At 69.2% G+C, this 15,893-nt stretch carries 12 protein-coding genes and 2 rRNA genes; 1 reads left to right on the forward strand and 13 read right to left on the reverse strand.

Annotated features, from left to right (window positions below):
• Positions 1 to 5: 5 nt before the first annotated feature.
• The 11 genes from GPA03_RS06570 to GPA03_RS06620 are packed head-to-tail and all read right to left on the reverse strand — an operon-like array spanning position 6 to position 11,077.
• Positions 6 to 1,085 (reverse strand): glycosyltransferase family 4 protein, encoded by a 1,080-nt coding sequence (locus GPA03_RS06570; protein WP_156251109.1) that lies wholly within the window; start codon positions 1,083 to 1,085, stop codon positions 6 to 8.
• Positions 1,078 to 2,721 (reverse strand): murein biosynthesis integral membrane protein MurJ, encoded by a 1,644-nt coding sequence (gene murJ, locus GPA03_RS06575; RefSeq protein WP_156251110.1) that lies wholly within the window; start codon positions 2,719 to 2,721, stop codon positions 1,078 to 1,080. The genes GPA03_RS06570 and murJ overlap by 8 nt, the downstream gene beginning before the upstream one ends.
• On the reverse strand, positions 2,718 to 3,551 hold the full coding sequence (locus GPA03_RS06580) for a hypothetical protein (protein WP_241681101.1): 834 nt from the start codon (positions 3,549 to 3,551) through the stop codon (positions 2,718 to 2,720). The genes murJ and GPA03_RS06580 overlap by 4 nt, the downstream gene beginning before the upstream one ends.
• Positions 3,551 to 4,615, reverse strand: coding sequence for a copper transporter (locus GPA03_RS06585; protein ID WP_156251111.1), 1,065 nt, complete (start codon positions 4,613 to 4,615; stop codon positions 3,551 to 3,553). Before GPA03_RS06585 ends, GPA03_RS06580 begins: the two co-directional genes overlap by 1 nt.
• Before the next feature lie 37 nt (positions 4,616 to 4,652).
• Positions 4,653 to 5,846 (reverse strand): putative cytokinetic ring protein SteA, encoded by a 1,194-nt coding sequence (gene steA / locus GPA03_RS06590; protein WP_156251112.1) that lies wholly within the window; start codon positions 5,844 to 5,846, stop codon positions 4,653 to 4,655.
• A 5-nt stretch (positions 5,847 to 5,851) separates the two neighbouring features.
• Complete coding sequence (gene recN / locus GPA03_RS06595; protein WP_156251113.1) at positions 5,852 to 7,570, reverse strand: DNA repair protein RecN; 1,719 nt, start codon at positions 7,568 to 7,570, stop codon at positions 5,852 to 5,854.
• Positions 7,567 to 8,403: an NAD kinase gene (locus GPA03_RS06600; protein WP_156251114.1), complete on the reverse strand. Its 837-nt coding sequence runs from the start codon at positions 8,401 to 8,403 to the stop codon at positions 7,567 to 7,569. Before GPA03_RS06600 ends, recN begins: the two co-directional genes overlap by 4 nt.
• Entirely contained in the window at positions 8,403 to 9,227 is an 825-nt protein-coding gene (locus tag GPA03_RS06605; protein ID WP_156251115.1) for a TlyA family rRNA (cytidine-2'-O)-methyltransferase, read from the reverse strand. The genes GPA03_RS06600 and GPA03_RS06605 overlap by 1 nt, the downstream gene beginning before the upstream one ends.
• On the reverse strand, positions 9,227 to 9,376 hold the full coding sequence (locus GPA03_RS06610) for a hypothetical protein (RefSeq protein WP_156251116.1): 150 nt from the start codon (positions 9,374 to 9,376) through the stop codon (positions 9,227 to 9,229). The genes GPA03_RS06605 and GPA03_RS06610 overlap by 1 nt, the downstream gene beginning before the upstream one ends.
• A 25-nt stretch (positions 9,377 to 9,401) precedes the next feature.
• Positions 9,402 to 10,478 (reverse strand): HAD-IIA family hydrolase, encoded by a 1,077-nt coding sequence (locus GPA03_RS06615; protein ID WP_156251117.1) that lies wholly within the window; start codon positions 10,476 to 10,478, stop codon positions 9,402 to 9,404.
• Complete coding sequence (locus tag GPA03_RS06620; protein WP_156251118.1) at positions 10,475 to 11,077, reverse strand: hypothetical protein; 603 nt, start codon at positions 11,075 to 11,077, stop codon at positions 10,475 to 10,477. The genes GPA03_RS06615 and GPA03_RS06620 overlap by 4 nt, the downstream gene beginning before the upstream one ends.
• On the opposite strand from GPA03_RS06620, the gene GPA03_RS06625 reads away from it, so the two are divergent.
• The gene (locus tag GPA03_RS06625; protein ID WP_156251119.1) at positions 11,033 to 12,073 is read left to right on the forward strand and encodes a hypothetical protein; all 1,041 of its coding nucleotides are present in this window, start codon (positions 11,033 to 11,035) and stop codon (positions 12,071 to 12,073) included. The two genes, GPA03_RS06620 and GPA03_RS06625, sit on opposite strands and share 45 nt — an antisense overlap.
• Before the next feature lie 206 nt (positions 12,074 to 12,279).
• Here GPA03_RS06625 and rrf read toward each other — a convergent pair.
• A 5S ribosomal RNA gene (gene rrf / locus GPA03_RS06630) occupies positions 12,280 to 12,396 on the reverse strand.
• A gap of 80 nt (positions 12,397 to 12,476) precedes the next feature.
• Positions 12,477 to 15,598, reverse strand: a 23S ribosomal RNA gene (locus GPA03_RS06635).
• Positions 15,599 to 15,893: the final 295 nt, after the last annotated feature.

Here is a 15,893-nt window from a genome sequence, read left to right on the forward strand (position 1 = left end):
GGCTTTCACACTAGCACCGAGTCGTAGGTGTCGAGGACTTGCGCGAGCGCGTCGTGCGCGCGAGGCAGCTCGGCAGCCCGCTCGCGGGCTGCTGCACGCAGCCCGTCGCGCACGCGCGGCTCGCGCAGCACGGCCGCGATCTGGGCGACCAGCAGGTCGGCGTCGCCGTAGCGGACCAGCCTCGCGGCGGCCCCCGTGACCTCGCGTGTGCCGCCGACATCGGTCGCCACGATCGGCGCCCCGGCGTGCAGAGCCTCCTGGAGCCACACCGGTTGCCCCTCCCACTCGGCGGTGCTGACCACGACGTCGGCAGCAGCCAGCAGGGCGGGCACGTCGTCGCGCCTGCCGAGCAGCCGCACCGGGAGTGCCTCGTCCTCGACGGCCCGCTTCAGCTCCTCGAACCGCGGACCGTCGCCGGCCACCGCCCACACGACGCCGGGCACCCGGTCGGTGAGGAGCGCAGCGGCGTCGAGCAGCAGGTCCAGCCCCTTCTGGGGTGCCAGCCTGGCGATCGTCACCACCAGCGGCGCATCCCCGATGCCGAGCACAGCGCGGTCCAGCGGCCGGGCCTCGCTGATCGGTGCGGGGATCAGTGCCCGCTCGACGTGTGGCGCGCCCATGCCGCGCATGTGGTCGACGATGTCCCCCGAGACCCCGAGGATGGCGGACGCCGAGCCGGCGACGACACGCTCGAGCCCAGCCGCCATCGCCTGCACCGCGGGGCCGCCCACCGGCAGGTTGTGCAGCGTGACCACGAGCGGCGTCGGGACCCCGGCGAGCGCAAGGGCGCTGAGCGCACCGGCTCGCAGACCGTGGGCGTGCACGACGTCGGCGCGCTTGCCGAGGGCGCGCAGCTTCGACACGGCCGCGGCGTCCTGCGGGCGTGGCCGGTCGGTGATCTCGACGAGCCGGGATCTCAGCCCGGGGATCCAGGGGCGTACGACCGTGCCGGGGGCGGCGAGCACGACACGGTGGTCGAGCGTCAGGCCGGCGGCGAGCTCCCGGACGTGACTGCGCGTGCCGCCGCTCGCGCTGCCGGCGACCTGGAGCACCTTCAGCTGCTCGCGGACGGACTCCTCAGCCATGTGCGCTCCTCACGCTGGCCAGGATCGCACGGTCGAAGGTCCGGATGCCGATGAACGTGGCCAGTGTCACGACGACGGCGCCCAGCAGGGCGGCCATGATCGCGGACAGGAGCGTGTGCCGGCCGAGCGCCAGCACCGCGTCGACGCCGAGGCGACCGACCACCGCTCCGACCGCAGCCGTGGCGCCGCCCACCGCGATGGTCCGCAGCACCCCCCGCAGGAAGCCCGCGTGCATGATCTGCCGGAGCACCAGCAGCACGACCACGCCGCCGACACTCATGCCGACCGCGTGCCCGACGCCGAGCGCGCTGAGCGTGGCGACGCTGTCGCCACCCTCCGGCGCCCACGCACGCACGACGACGAAGGCGGCGACGGCCGTCACCAACCAGGCCGATGCCGTCGCGATGACGGTCGCCCGGCTGCGGTCGAGTGCCAGCAGCATCCGGCCGGCGTGCAGCAGCAGCGCGAGACCGACGACACCCGGTGCCATCCACGTCAGCGCCTGGGTCATACCGGCGACGGGGTCCGCGCTGGAACCGGTCGCGAGCGCGCCGAACGCGGCGTGCGCCGCCGGGGCGACGGCGACGAGGAGCCCGGCACCGAACAGTCCGGCCGCGAGCACGGTCCGGGTGGACCGCTCGGCGAGCCGCGTGAGCGCAACGCCCACACCGCCGTCGGACAGCTCGGCGAGGCGGGGCTGGAACACGGTGACCAGCGGGACCGCGAGCACGGCGTACGGCAGCAGGTAGACCGCCTGCGTGTACTGGAAGACGTTGAACGTCCCTGCGAGTCCGCCGCTGCGTGCCAGGTACCAGATCACCATGGCGGCGAGCTGCTGCGCGATCACCCCGCCGATGCCGGCGGCCGCGAGACTGCGCAGCCGCCGGGCGACGCCAGGCGGGAACGAGACGCGCGGGCGCAGGCGCACACCGGCCCGCAGCACCGGCAGCAGCAACGGCAGGCTCAGCGCCGCGACGCCGGCGGTGGTGCCCCAGGCGAGTATCGCGAGCGCGGGCTCCGAGAGACCGGCGGGGTCGTCTTGCATGCGCTCGGCGAGCCGCCCGAACAGGAAGTAGCTGACGATGACGACCACGGTAGAGGCGATCGGAACGATCGCGGGTGCGAGGAACTTGCGGTGCGCCTGCAGGACACCGGTCAGCACCACCCCGATGCCGTACAGCGGCACCTGCGGCGAGAACACGATGAGGAAGTACGTCGTGACGTCCTCGATCGCCTGCGGGTCCGCACCACCGGGCTGGGGCAGGATCGAGGCGATCGGGCGGGCGAGCAGCGCCACCGCGACGCCGACCGGGACGAGCACGATCAGTGCCCAGGTCAGCAGCGCCGAGGCCACGTCATCGACCTGGTCCCGAAGCCTCTTCGCGATGGGCGCCGCGAGCAGAGGCACCACCACACCGGCGAGCGCACCCCCGGCCACGACCTCGTAGAGGACGTTGGGCAGCAGGTTCGCTGTGGCGTAGGCGTCACCCGTGGCGGTCGGGCCGACCGTCGCCGACTGCGCCATCCACCGGCCGAACCCGAGCAGGCGCGAGAGCACGGTGAGCACGGCGATCGAACCAGCCGCCCCCGCGACCCCCGCGAGGATGGACCGACCGCTCGGTGGCGTCGAGCTCACTCCGCCCGCTGCCAGTCGTCGACGCGCTGCAACCACGGGGTCGTCGCGATCACCTGGGAGAACGAGACCTTCTCGCTGAGCAGCACCAGACCGACGACACCCGCGGTCGCGAGGTAGCGCACCCGTGCGAGGGGAAGGAGTGCGAGCGCCGTCCCCGCGACGGCGCCCAGTGCGTTCGCGCCGGCATCGCCGAGCATGGTCTCCTCGCCGAGGTCGCCCTCCCAGGCGGTGGCCACGGCGCCCAGGCCTGCAGCGGCCACCCGGCCCGTGCCGCCCGGCACCAGGGTCAGCGGCGCGCAGATCGCGCCGACGATCTTCAGGGCTCGGCCGGGGCGCAGGTCGAACAGGTTGACGAGGTTGGCGGTGCCGGCGATCAGCACACCGGAGATGGCGACGTCCACGGTACGAGCGAGCGGTCGGCCGTCGGCGGCGCGGCGCCCGAGGCCCGTGGCGACCCCGGCAGCGATCAGCGACGCCGAGGAGATCCCGACCAGCTTGAGCATGCCCGTGGTGATCTCGCCACGGCTGAGCGCGCTGATGTGCCCGCGCAGGCCCTTCGACTCCGAGGTGGTGTCGGCGTCGTCGATCGCGCCGAGAACGGCGCCGGTTGCCGACACGAGCGCGGCGCCACCGCCCGGGCCGCCGCCGGCGGCGACGGCGCCGACCACGGCCCCGGCCGCCGTCGCGACCCCGCCGAGCAGGTCGACCTCGCGGTCGCGGAAGTTGCGCCGGCGCCAGCGCGCGGCTCCGCCGGGAGGGCGTTCACCGAGCACGACCGCCGCGGCTGCGCTCACGGCTCCCGCCAGCAGTGCGACTGCCACGCGGTTCATCAGCTCGCCTCCTCGGTGGTCTCGTCGGCGGTGCTGCCGGAACCGTCGGTGGCATCATCGGTACCGCCGTCGGTCGCGTCGCTCTCCGGCTCGCCGCCGGTCTCACCCGTGGGTTCGTCCTCGGGGCGATCGGGGAGCGTGGGCAGCACCGCGTTCGCGTCGCCTGCCGTGCCGTAGTGGTCGACGGCGGCACCGCGGTCCAGGGCTGCCAGGGCCAGCGGGGCGGTCACCTGCCCGCTGATCAGGTCGGAGCTGTCGACCGTGCTCACCGCAGCGGAGGCCTCCGGGTCGGACCGGATCGCGTCGAGGAGGTCGGCAGCCATGGTGGCGGTACCGGCCACCACGGCGTCGGTGCCGGTGAACCCGGTGACGGTGTCGACGTGGATGCCGAGGACAGAGGCGTCGGGCTCCGCGTCCGGGATCGGCGCCGGAGCCACGATCAGCACCGCGTCGGCCGGGCGTGCGGGCGCGGCCACCTCGGCGACCAGGTCGGCGTCCCGCAGCGTCGTGTACGCCTCCTGGGCCCCCGTGCTGAACGCCGGGTCCGAGGTCAACGGGTCACGCTGCGTGAGCGCGAGGGACAGCCCCATCCCGAGGACCTGGGCGTTGGAGGTCTCAGCGGGGGGTGGCACGACCATCTGGGAGGCCAGCGTCTCGGCGGTCTCGTCGCGGACCGGTGCATCGTCGGCGTTGGTCCAGCGAGGCGTGAGCGCCACCTGGCTGACCACGCTGCCGCCGGCCTGCTCGACCCGCTCGATCAGGGCCTCGGTCACGGCGGGCGCTGCCTCGGCCGTCGTCACGATCGCGACGTCGACATCGGTCAGGGTGCCGGCCAACAGCTGCGGGGAGGCGCCGTCGAGGAACAACGCGAGCTCTCCAGCCCGCGCGTCCGAGGTCTCCAGCTGCACGCGCAGGTCTTCCTTCTCCTGACGGAGCTGCTCGATCTGCACGGTGAGCTGGTTGCCGATCTCGCCCTGCAGGGGGCCGGCGCCGAGCACGACACCGACCGCGAGCGCCAGGAACACGGCGATCAGCGAGACGATGTGGTAGCGGAAGTCGATCATGGATCCTCGTACGGTTGGAACGGCGGGAGCGCGCCGTCTAGAAGATCGCCTCGAAGAGGCTGCGGAACCAGGAGAGCAGGTCGTCGAGCCTGGCCAGCACGACCGCGAAGAGGGCCTGCCCGGTCGGGGTGACCGCAAGGGCCGTCATCAGGGCAGCGACACCCGCCAGCACCAGCAGCCCCACCTGGAGGCTGGAGACGCGGTGCTCGTAGAGCCGGGAGACCCCCTTGGCGTCGATCAGCTTGCTGCCCACCCGGAGCCTGGTGAGGAACGTGGAGGCCATGCCGCTGCGACCCTTGTCGAGGAACTCGACCAAGGTCTCGTGGGTGCCCACGGCCACGATCAGCTCGGCGCCCTTGTCGTCGGCCAGCAGCATCGCCACGTCCTCGCTGGTGCCGGTGGCGGGAAAGACGACCGGCTCGACGCCGAGGTTCTCGACGCGCTCCTTGCCGGGCGCGCGGCCGTCGCGGTAGGCGTGCACGACGATCTCGGCACCCGAGCTGAGTGCGGCGTCAGAGACCGAGTCCATGTCACCGACGATCATGTCGAGCTTCAACCCGGCGTCCAGGATCGCGTCCGCTCCCCCGTCGACACCGATCAGCAGCGGCCGGTACTCGCGGATGTAGGGACGCAGCATCGCGAGGTCCTCCTTGTAGGAGTACCCCCGCACCACGATCAGCACGTGCCGGCCCTCGATGTCGGTCGTGATCTCGGGGACGCCGATGCCGTCGAGCAGCAGCTCGCGCTCGCGCCGGATGTACTCCATGGTGTTCCCGGCGAACGCCTCGATCTGCTCCGAGAGGCCCTCTCGCGCAGCCAGCAGGTTCGCGGTCACGGTGGTCTCGCTCTGACGCACGCCTTCGGCGATGACCGAGCCATGGATGTCGAACACCGTGGCATCGTCGATGCGGACCTGCGTTCCCTCCCGCAAGTCCATCACCGCCGGGCCGAGGTCGTCGATCAGCGGGATGCCCGCCGAGACCAGGATGTCCGGGCCGACGTTCGGGTACCGCCCCGAGGTGGACATCGCGGCATTGAGCACGGCGGCGGGGCCCACCCGTACCAGGGCCTCGGCCGAGACGCGGTCGATGTCCTGGTGATCGATGACGGCGATGTCCCCGGCCTGGAGCCGCTTCGTGAGCGTCTTGGTCGACGGGTCGACGCGGACGCGCCCGAGCGAGGACTCCTGCAGCTCTCGGGCGCGCTGACGGCGTTTCAGCAGCGGGCGCATCGCCGCTATCGTCGCACGTCGGCGCGTTCTGGCCGCTCCAACAGCTCGGCTGCGTGCTTGCGCGCGGTCTGCGACTCATCGCCCGAGAGCATCCGCGCCAGCTCGCCTTCACGGTCCGCGCCGACGACCTCGTGCACCGACGTGGCGACCCGGTCGCCGTCGCTGTTCTTGCTCACGACGAGGTGGGTGTCGGCAAACGCTGCGACCTGCGCGAGGTGGGTGACGACCACCACCTGGGTGTGCGTCGCGAGATCGGCGAGCCGGCGCCCGACCTCCGTGGCTGCACGACCGCCGACCCCGGAGTCGACCTCGTCGAACACGAACACCGGCAGCGCACCGTCCTCCGCACGTCGCCCTGCGAGCGCCACCTCGATCGCGAGCATGACTCGTGAGAGCTCGCCGCCCGAGGCGCCCTTCGCGATCGGCCGGGGCGGTGCGTCCGGGTGGGGCTGCAGCTGCAGCTCGACGTCCTCGGCGCCGCTGGGGCCGATCTCCGCCCGTGCCACGAGCTCGATGTGCAGCCGTGCACCCCGCATCGCGAGCCCGTCGAGCTCGGCATCCACCTGCCGGCACAGCCCCTCGGCCGCCCGCCGGCGGTTCTCGGTGACGACGGCGGCAGCAGCCTCCTCGGCCGCACGGGCCTGGGCCGCACGCTCCTCGAGCCCTTCCCGGCCCGAGCCAGGAGCGGTGAGCTCGCTGACGCGGGCGCGCGCGTTCTCGGCATACGCGAGCACCGGCTCCAACGGGTCGGGCTCGTCGGGATCGCCGCCGTAGCGGCGGACCAGGTCGGTGAGGGCGGCGCGGCGCTCGTGGACCGCGGCCAGCCGTTCTGGGTCCGCCTCGAGCGAGGACGCGTAGGAGCCGGTCTCGGCGACGACGTCGTTGAGCAGGTGGATCGCCTCGGCGACGCGCTGACCCCAGTCCCGGAGCGCGTCGTCGTGAGCGGCACCGGACTCGAACGCCCGCCGGGCGGCGTCGAGGGCAACCATGGCACCCGGTGCGCCCTCCTCGCCGCCGTCGAGCGCGGCGCGCGCCGCAGCGGCGGACTCCAGCAGCACCTCGACGTTGTCGAGCCGCTCGGTCTCGCCGCGCAGCTCGTCGAGCTCGCCGGCCACGGGCTCGACGGCGTCGATCCGACGCAGCGCGTCCTCGAGGTTCTCGAGCTCCGCAGCCCGGGCGGCGACCTCGCTGTCCCAGCGCTCGAGCTCGGCACCCAGCCGACGGCGGTGCTCGTGCGCGGCGGCGAGCGCGGCGAGGGCAGCCGCCTGCTCCGGCCCGGCGTAGTCGTCCAGCGCTGCCCGCTGCTGCGCGGGCGCACGCAGCCGGACCTGGTCGGACTGGCCGTGCACGGTGACCATCTCGGCACCGATCTCGGCGAGCACGCCCATCGGCACCGATCGTCCGCCGAGGTGTGCCCTGGAACGGCCCTCGGCGGCGACGGTCCTGACCACGACCAGCTCGCCGTCGTCGAGCATCGCCCCGGCATCCTCGGCGATGCGCAGTGCCTCACCGGTGGGGACCAGCCGACCCTCGACGGCGGCCTGCTTGGCGCCGGGCCGCACGGTGGCCGGATCCGCGCGGCCGCCGAGCAGCAGCCCGAGCCCGGTGAGCAGCATCGTCTTGCCTGCACCGGTCTCACCGGTGATGGCGGTGAGACCGTCACCGAGGTCGATCGTGGCGTCGGCGATGACCCCGAGATCGGTCAGACGCAGCTCGCGGATCACGAGCCGCCGCCTCGCCACCCGGAGACGGGCAGGTCGAACTTGCGCACCAGGCGGTCGGTGAACGGTGCCGTGTGGAGGCGGGCGATCCGCACCGGCTCGGCTCCACGGACGACCTCGATGTGCGACCCGGGGGGCACGTCGATCCGCCGGCGGCCGTCGCACCAGACCTGTGCGCCTGAGAAGCTGCGGGCGAGGATCTCGACGGCCATGGTCGATGTCGGCGCCACCACGAGCGGGCGGGCGAACAAGGCGTGGGCGCTGTTCGGGACCACCAGCATCGCCTCGACGTCGGGCCAGACGACCGGGCCGCCCGCGGAGAACGCATAGGCGGTCGACCCGGTCGGGGTGGCAAGCACGACACCGTCGCACCCGAAGGAGGACAGGCCGCGCCCGTCGATGCCGACCGCGACCTCGAGCATGCGGGAACGGTCGTCCTTCTCGACGCTCACCTCGTTGATCGCCCAGTTGGACTGGACGGTCCCGTCGGGGAAGGTGATCGTGACGTCGAGGGTCATGCGCTCCTCGACGACGTAGTCGCGGGCCACCGCCCGGCGCGCGACGTCGACGGCCTCCTCGACCTCCGACTCCGCGAGGAACCCGACGTGGCCCAGGTTGACGCCGACGAGCGGCGTGCCGCGGCCGCGGATCACCTCGGCGGCACGCAGGATGGTGCCGTCGCCGCCGAGCACGATGGCGAGCTCGACGTCGTCGCCGTCGACATCCTCCTCACCGATCGGGGTGACGCCGTTCCTGCGCAGCTCGTCGCTGACGAGCGCAGCGGTCTCCTGTGCCTCCGGGCGCGTGGGGTGGACGAGCAGCAGGATCCGGCGCATCAGGATGCAACCCCCTCAGCCGGGCCGAGCGCGACCGCGTGACGGACCACGGCCTCGGGGTTCTCGGCCCCGGGTCCGCGGCGCAGGTGGACGAAGTACTCGACGTTTCCGCTCGGACCCGGGAGCGGGCTCGCGGCGCAGGCCTGCAGGCCGAGCCCGAGCGCGCCGGCGGCCTCGACGACGCCGAGCACGGCATCGACGTGGAGCTCGGGGTCGCGCACGACGCCGCCTGCGCCGAGCCGGTCCTTGCCGACCTCGAACTGCGGCTTCACCATCAGCAGCAGGTCGGCATCGGGCGTGCTGACGGCGGCGAGCGCGGGCAGCACCAGCCGCAGCGAGATGAACGATAGGTCGCTCACCACGAGGTCGACGGGCGGGTCGATGGTGGCCGGGTCCAGGGTGCGCACGTTGGTGCGGTCCATCACGGTGACACGGGGGTCGTTCTGCAGCTCCCAGACCAGCTGGCCGTAGCCGACGTCGACCGCGACGACGTGGGCGGCGCCGCGCCGCAGCAGCACGTCGGTGAATCCGCCCGTGGACGCGCCCGCATCGAGCGCGCGGCGGCCATCGATCGTCGGTGCCGCCTCCCCCAGCAGGTCGAGAGCGCCCGCGAGCTTGTGACCGCCCCGGCTCGCGTACCCGGGTTCGGCCGGGTCCTCCCGTACGAGCACCGGCTGTGCTGTGTCGACCTGGGTGGCAGCCTTGGTCGCCACCGTGCCGTTGACGCTCACGCGGCCGGCGTCGATCAGGTCGCCGGCATGCTGACGCGACCGGGCCAGTCCACGACGGACGAGCTCGGCGTCGAGGCGGACACGACGCACCACTACGTTGCATCCTCCAGGCGTCGCTGGAGGGCTTCGTGGGCACGCTCGAACGCGTCGGCGTGCACCGCGAGCGGGGTGGTCTCGTCGAGCTCGTCGACGGCCCTCAGGGCGTCGTCGACCTCGTCATGGGGGACCTGCTCCTGCGACATGCCGTTCCTTCCCGGGCGCTTCCGCTCACGCTATCGCGCCGGCATCCTTCCTATCGGGACGGACGCGGATCTGTGGACACCTCGTCAGCACGGTCGGCACGCCGGCGCGGTCGGCGGCATCCCACGCCGCGGCGCACGCGGCCCGCAGCTCGTCGAGGTCGACCTCGTCGCCATCGGTGAGCGTGAGGTGGTCCTCCCCCCGCGCGACGATCAGGGTCCCGCTGTCACTGTCGAATCGCGCTGCCGCGCCCCGGCAGCACCACCAGAGCCCGTCCTGCTCGACGGCGGGGTGCGGCTCGAGCAGTCCCCTCAGGTCGTGCGCGAGCTGCGTGGGGCGCTGCTCGGGTACGCAGGCCAGCAGGGCTGGAGCGAGGTCGACTCCTGTGAGCACGTGAATCCCGGGGTAGCCCGCCGCCCGGGCGCCCTCGAGGTCGGTGTCGAGCCGGTCGCCCACGACGAACGGCCGCTCGGCACCGGCCCGGGCCGCTGCCTGCTCGAAGATGGCGGGCTGCGGCTTGCCGGTGGAGCGCGGCATCGTGCCGGTCGCGTTGACCACCGCCGCGACGAGCGAACCGTTGCCGATCGCACTCCCCCGCTCCATCGGCAGCGTCGCGTCAAGATTGCTGGCGATGTGCTCGGCGCCGGCGTTGATCGCGAGCAGCGCCTCGGTCAGCTCCGCCCAGCCGACCTCGGGCGCGAAACCCTGGACGACGACCGCGGGATCATCGTCCGCCGACCTCACCACGGTCATTCCCTCGGCTGCGAGAGCCTCACGAAGCCCGGTCCCTCCCACCACGAGCACGCGGGTACCGGGCGCGTGCTCGGAGGAGACGAGCCCGGCCGCAGCCTGTGCAGCCGTGGTGACCTCCTCCGGCTCGGTGGGGACACCGATCTCCGTGAGGTGAGCTGCCACCGTGCTCGGCGGCCGGTTCGCGTTGTTCGTGACGTACATGACACCGAGACCGCCTGCACGAGCTGCGGCGATGGCCTCCGGCGCGTGAGCGACGGCGTCCGGACCGCGGTAGACCACGCCGTCGAGGTCGAGGAGCGCGACGTCGAACGTCTGCGCAGGAGCAGCCTCAAGTGGCTCCAGGTACCTCATCCATCCTCCTCGAGCACGTCGTCGAACCCGACGACATCGGCGTCGGGCTGGTCTTCCTCGTCGGTCCCGGTGTCCGCTTCGGCGACCTCACGTGGCTCCGCGCGACCGAGTGCGACGAGGACGTCGTGCTTCGCCTCATCGAGTCGCTGGGCGACGTCAGGGTCCAGCTTGGTGGTCGGAACCTGCTCGAGAACGGACAGTGCTGCCTCCAGCTCACCGAGATCGGTGCGCGCGCCGGCCTCGACGAGCGCCAGCTCAGCCCGGTCCTCGAGGGTCACGGGCGCCGGCGCTGCGGCGAGGATCGCCAGCGCCCGGTCCGGGCGGCCAAGGCCTCGCTCGCAATCGGCCTCGATCGCGCGGTGCTCATCGACGCCGGAGAGCCGGCGAACGGTCCGCAGCTCGCGCAGTGCCTCGGCATAACGCCCCGAGGCGTAGGCCGTCAGCGCAGCGGCCTCCCGCACGACGTCGACACGACCGGCGCGCCGGACGGCGGCCTGGGCGTGCTCATACGCAAGGTCGGCGTTCTCGTCCATGAGCCGCCCCGCCATGACCAGATGCGCCCCGACGACCTCGGCGTTCGCCTTGGAGAGGGTACGCAAGCGTGCGCGTGCCTGGCGATCGAGCTGCTGCCAGTCGACGCCTTCAGGGATCTCGGGCTCGAGCGGCCGATCCGGGCGTGGGGCCCGACGATCCCCGCTGTCATACCCCGAGGACCGCTCGGGACGGTCGCCCCGGTCCGTCCTGTCGCCGCGGTAGGGGCGGTCCCCACGAGGAGCGCCCTCACGAGAGTCACGCCGCTCGGGCCGATCGCCACGAGGCCCAGCATCGCGGGAGTCGCGCCGCTCGGGGCGGTCGCCACGGTAGGGACGGTCCCCACGAGGGGCGCGCTCACGGGAGTCGCGCCGCTCGGGACGGTCGCCACGATACGGACGGTCGCCACCACGGTCTGGACGATCACCGCGGTAGGGGCGGTCCCCACGAGGAGCGCCCTCGCGAGAGTCACGCCGCTCGGGACGGTCGCCACGATACGGACGGTCGCCACCACGGTCTGGACGATCACCGCGGTACGGGCGGTCCCCACGAGGAGCGCCCTCGCGAGAGTCACGCCGCTCGGGACGGTCACCGCGATACGGACGGTCACCGCCACGGTCTGGACGATCGCTCCGAAACGGACGGTCGCCACGAGGTCCACCATCACCGGAGTCGCTCCGCTCGGGACGGTCGCCACGGTACGGACGGTCCCCACGAGGGGCGCCCTCGCGAGAACCACGGCGCACGGGACGGTCACCGCCACGATCTGGGCGATCACCACGGTCGGGACGCTCCCCGCGCGGGGCGCCCGAGCGAGTGTCACGCCGCTCGGGACGGGCACCGCGGTTCGGACGGTCACCGCCACGGTCTGGGCGAGCACCGCGGTAGGGACGGTCGCCACGAGGGGCGCCCTCGCGAGAATCACGGCGGTCGGGACGCTCGCCACGATCAGGCCGGTCACTCTGAGGCTCGCCGTCACGCGTGTCACGGCGCTCGGGCCGGTCAGAACGATATCCGCGGTCATCGCGGGGGGCGCCGCCGGCACGATATCCCGCTCGAGGTGAGCGCCGTTCCGTGCGGCCGGCCTGGCCCTGGGGGTCGCGACGTGCCGGATTGCGCCCGCCGTCGTCGCGCTGCTGCGACGGCTCTTCTGATTCAGACGGCACGTGGACTCCTCGAAGCTTGGTGGCGCGCTCGAACGGGCGCCAGTGAACAGCCTAGTAAACAACAAAGGCCGCCCCCATCAGGGGGCGGCCTTTGTCGAAAGGATGTCCGGCGGTGACCTACTCTCCCACACAGTCTCCCGTGCAGTACCATCGGCGCAGAGGGGCTTAGCTTCCGGGTTCGGAATGGATCCGGGCGTTTCCCCCTCGCTATGACCGCCGTAACTCTATGGAGATGTCATCGGTTTCCCGACCGTATCTCGGGAACCGCACAGTGGACGCGTAGCATACTAAGAAGTATGTATGTGGTAAGTCATCGGCATATTAGTACCGGTCAGCTTCATGGGTCTTACGTCCCCACTTCCACATCCGGCCTATCAACCCAGTGGTCTACTGGGAGCCTCTCGGGGCAAGCCCCATGGAAATCTCATCTTGAAGCAGGCTTCCCGCTTAGATGCTTTCAGCGGTTATCCCTTCCCAACGTAGCCAACCAGCCGTGCCCTTGGCAGAACAACTGGCACACCAGAGGTTAGTCCGTCCCGGTCCTCTCGTACTAAGGACAGCCCTTCTCAAATTTCCAACGCGCGCAGCGGATAGGGACCGAACTGTCTCACGACGTTCTAAACCCAGCTCGCGTACCGCTTTAATGGGCGAACAGCCCAACCCTTGGGACCGACTCCAGCCCCAGGATGCGACGAGCCGACATCGAGGTGCCAAACCATGCCGTCGATATGGACTCTTGGGCAAGATCAGCCTGTTATCCCCGGGGTACCTTTTATCCGTTGAGCGATGGCGCTTCCACAAGCCACCATCGGGTCACTAGTTCCGACTTTCGTCCCTGCTCGACTTGTCAGTCTCACAGTCAAGCTCCCTTGTGTACTTACACTCGATACCTGATTACCAACCAGGCTGAGGGAACCTTTGAGCGCCTCCGTTACATTTTAGGAGGCAACCGCCCCAGTTAAACTACCCACCAGGCAATGTCCCTGATCCGGATTACGGACCGAGGTTAGATATTCAGAACGACCAGAGTGGTATTTCAACGATGACTCCACAGACACTGGCGTGCCCGCTTCACAGTCTCCCACCTATCCTACACAAGCCGTACCGAATACCAATACCAAGCTATAGTAAAGGTCCCGGGGTCTTTCCGTCCTGCTGCGCGTAACGAGCATCTTTACTCGTAATGCAATTTCGCCGAGTTCGCGGTTGAGACAGCGGAGAAGTCGTTACGCCATTCGTGCAGGTCGGAACTTACCCGACAAGGAATTTCGCTACCTTAGGATGGTTATAGTTACCACCGCCGTTTACTGGGGCTTAAATTCTGAGCTTCGCACTAGGTGCTAACCCGTCCTCTTAACCTTCCAGCACTGGGCAGGCGTCAGTCCGTATACATCGTCTTGCGACTTCGCACGGACCTGTGTTTTTAGTAAACAGTCGCTTCTCCCTGGTCTCTGCGGCCCTCAAACGCTCCCACAGCAAGTGTGTTCACGCCTCAGGCCCCCCTTCTCCCGAAGTTACGGGGGCATTTTGCCGAGTTCCTTAACCACGATTCTCTCGATCGCCTTGGTATTCTCTACCTGACCACCTGAGTCGGTTTAGGGTACGGGCGGCTAGAACCTCGCGCCGGGGCTTTTCTTGGCAGCATAGGATCACCCAATCATCCAGCATTCGCTGTCACCATCAGTTCTCAGGCTATGTGAGGTGCGGATTTGCCTACACCTCGCCCTACAACCTTGGACGTGCCAAGCCATAAGACACGCTGGGCTACCTTCTTGCGTCACCCCTGTTAATACGCTTACCTACTACCGGTTCGGGTCGCGCGCTCCACTTCCGGTGCCTCCCGAAGGAGACGATGGAAGCTTCAGGCGCTTAGCATCACCGGATTCGGTATGGGCGGTTCTTCGCCGGTACGGGAATATCAACCCGTTGTCCATCGACTACGCCTGTCGGCCTCGCCTTAGGTCCCGACTTACCCAGGGCGGATTAGCCTGGCCCTGGAACCCTTGGTCATTCGGCGGACGGGTTTCTCACCCGTCATTCGCTACTCATGCCTGCATTCTCACTCGTGTGGCGTCCACGGCTGGATCACTCCGCCGCTTCACTCGCCACACGACGCTCCCCTACCCATCCACACGCCTGGATCGCCAGCTCAAGGCCGGCGACCTAGCAAAAATGTGAATGCCACAACTTCGGCGGTATGCTTGAGCCCCGTTACATTGTCGGCGCAGAATCACTTGACCAGTGAGCTATTACGCACTCTTTCAAGGGTGGCTGCTTCTAAGCCAACCTCCTGGTTGTCTGTGCAACTCCACATCCTTTTCCACTTAGCATACGCTTTGGGGCCTTAGTTGGTGGTCTGGGCTGTTTCCCTCTCGACTACGAAGCTTATCCCCCGCAGTCTCACTGCCACGCTCTCACTTACCGGCATTCGGAGTTTGGTTGACGTCAGTAACCTTGTAGGGCCCATTGGCCATCCAGTCGCTCTACCTCCGGTAAGAAACACGTGACGCTGCACCTAAATGCATTTCGGGGAGAACCAGCTATCACGGAGTTTGATTGGCCTTTCACCCCTATCCACAGCTCATCCGCCCAGTTTTCAACCTAGGTCGGTTCGGTCCTCCACGCGGTCTTACCCGCGCTTCAACCTGGCCATGGATAGATCACTCCGCTTCGGGTCTAGAGCACGCGACTATGTCGCCCTATTCGGACTCGCTTTCGCTACGGCTTCCCCACACGGGTTAACCTCGCCACGTACCACTAACTCGCAGGCTCATTCTTCAAAAGGCACGCCGTCACCCCTGCTATGGAGGCTCCGACGGGTTGTAAGCAATCGGTTTCAGGTACTATTTCACTCCCCTCCCGGGGTACTTTTCACCTTTCCCTCACGGTACTTGTCCGCTATCGGTCATCAGGTAGTATTTAGGCTTACCAAGTGGTCTTGGCAGATTCACACGGGATTTCTCGGGCCCCGTGCTACTTGGGATACTCATCGAGAGGTCACGCAATTTCGTCTACGGGAGTGGCACCCTCTGTGCTCGGCCTTTCAATGCCGTTCGACTATCACGAGACTTTCTGACTCTCTGCATCCGCGGCAGCAGATGCTGGTGAGTCCCACAACCCCACATGCGCAACGCCTGCCGGCTATCACACGCATATGGTTTGGCCTGTTCCGCGTTCGCTCGCCACTACTAACGGAATATCTCTTCCTGTGGGTACTGAGATGTTTCACTTCCCCACGTTCCCTCCACTCGCCCTATGTGTTCAGACGAGGGTAACTGGACATGACTCCAGCTGGGTTTCCCCATTCGGAAATCCTCGGATCACGGTCCGCTTGCCGACTCCCCGAGGCTTATCGCAGGCTGCTACGTCCTTCTTCGGCTCCTGATGCCAAGGCATCCACCGATTGCTCTTATTAACTTGCCACAAAAATCAAAGATGCTCGCGTCCACTGTGCAGTTCTCAAGCTACGGGCGGTTCCATGCGTACCTGCGCCTGCCCCGGTCGGGGCGGTTCGATCAGGTCGTGATGGACCGACAGTCCGAGGTGATCGGGCGAAGCCCGTTCCCTCAGGACCCAACAGTGTGTCAGGCGACTCGCGTCGACCGGCTGTTCCAAGCCCCGAAGGGCTGTACTGGGCCGGCGCGATCAACGCGCCGCCAACTAATCGATGTTCCACCCATGAGCTCCACCTCAGAACACTCGCCTGAGTAGTGGGCCT

Origin of the sequence: Pseudactinotalea terrae, from assembly GCF_009733845.1 — a bacterium.
In the GTDB taxonomy this organism is placed as follows: Bacteria; Actinomycetota; Actinomycetes; order Actinomycetales; family Beutenbergiaceae; genus Pseudactinotalea; species Pseudactinotalea terrae.

Bases quoted from the DNA above. Each gene is read 5' to 3' on its own strand.
- steA (WP_156251112.1), bottom strand. From the start codon at position 5,846: ATGCGCCCGCTGCTGAAACGCCGTCAGCGCGCCCGAGAGCTGCAGGAG.
- GPA03_RS06615 (WP_156251117.1), bottom strand. From the start codon at position 10,478: ATGAGGTACCTGGAGCCACTTGAGGCTGCTCCTGCGCAGACGTTCGAC.
- GPA03_RS06610 (WP_156251116.1), bottom strand. From the start codon at position 9,376: ATGTCGCAGGAGCAGGTCCCCCATGACGAGGTCGACGACGCCCTGAGG.
- GPA03_RS06625 (WP_156251119.1), top strand. From the start codon at position 11,033: ATGCGCCCCGACGACCTCGGCGTTCGCCTTGGAGAGGGTACGCAAGCG.
- GPA03_RS06585 (WP_156251111.1), bottom strand. From the start codon at position 4,615: ATGATCGACTTCCGCTACCACATCGTCTCGCTGATCGCCGTGTTCCTG.
- GPA03_RS06580 (WP_241681101.1), bottom strand. From the start codon at position 3,551: ATGAACCGCGTGGCAGTCGCACTGCTGGCGGGAGCCGTGAGCGCAGCC.
- GPA03_RS06600 (WP_156251114.1), bottom strand. From the start codon at position 8,403: ATGCGCCGGATCCTGCTGCTCGTCCACCCCACGCGCCCGGAGGCACAG.
- GPA03_RS06570 (WP_156251109.1), bottom strand. From the start codon at position 1,085: ATGGCTGAGGAGTCCGTCCGCGAGCAGCTGAAGGTGCTCCAGGTCGCC.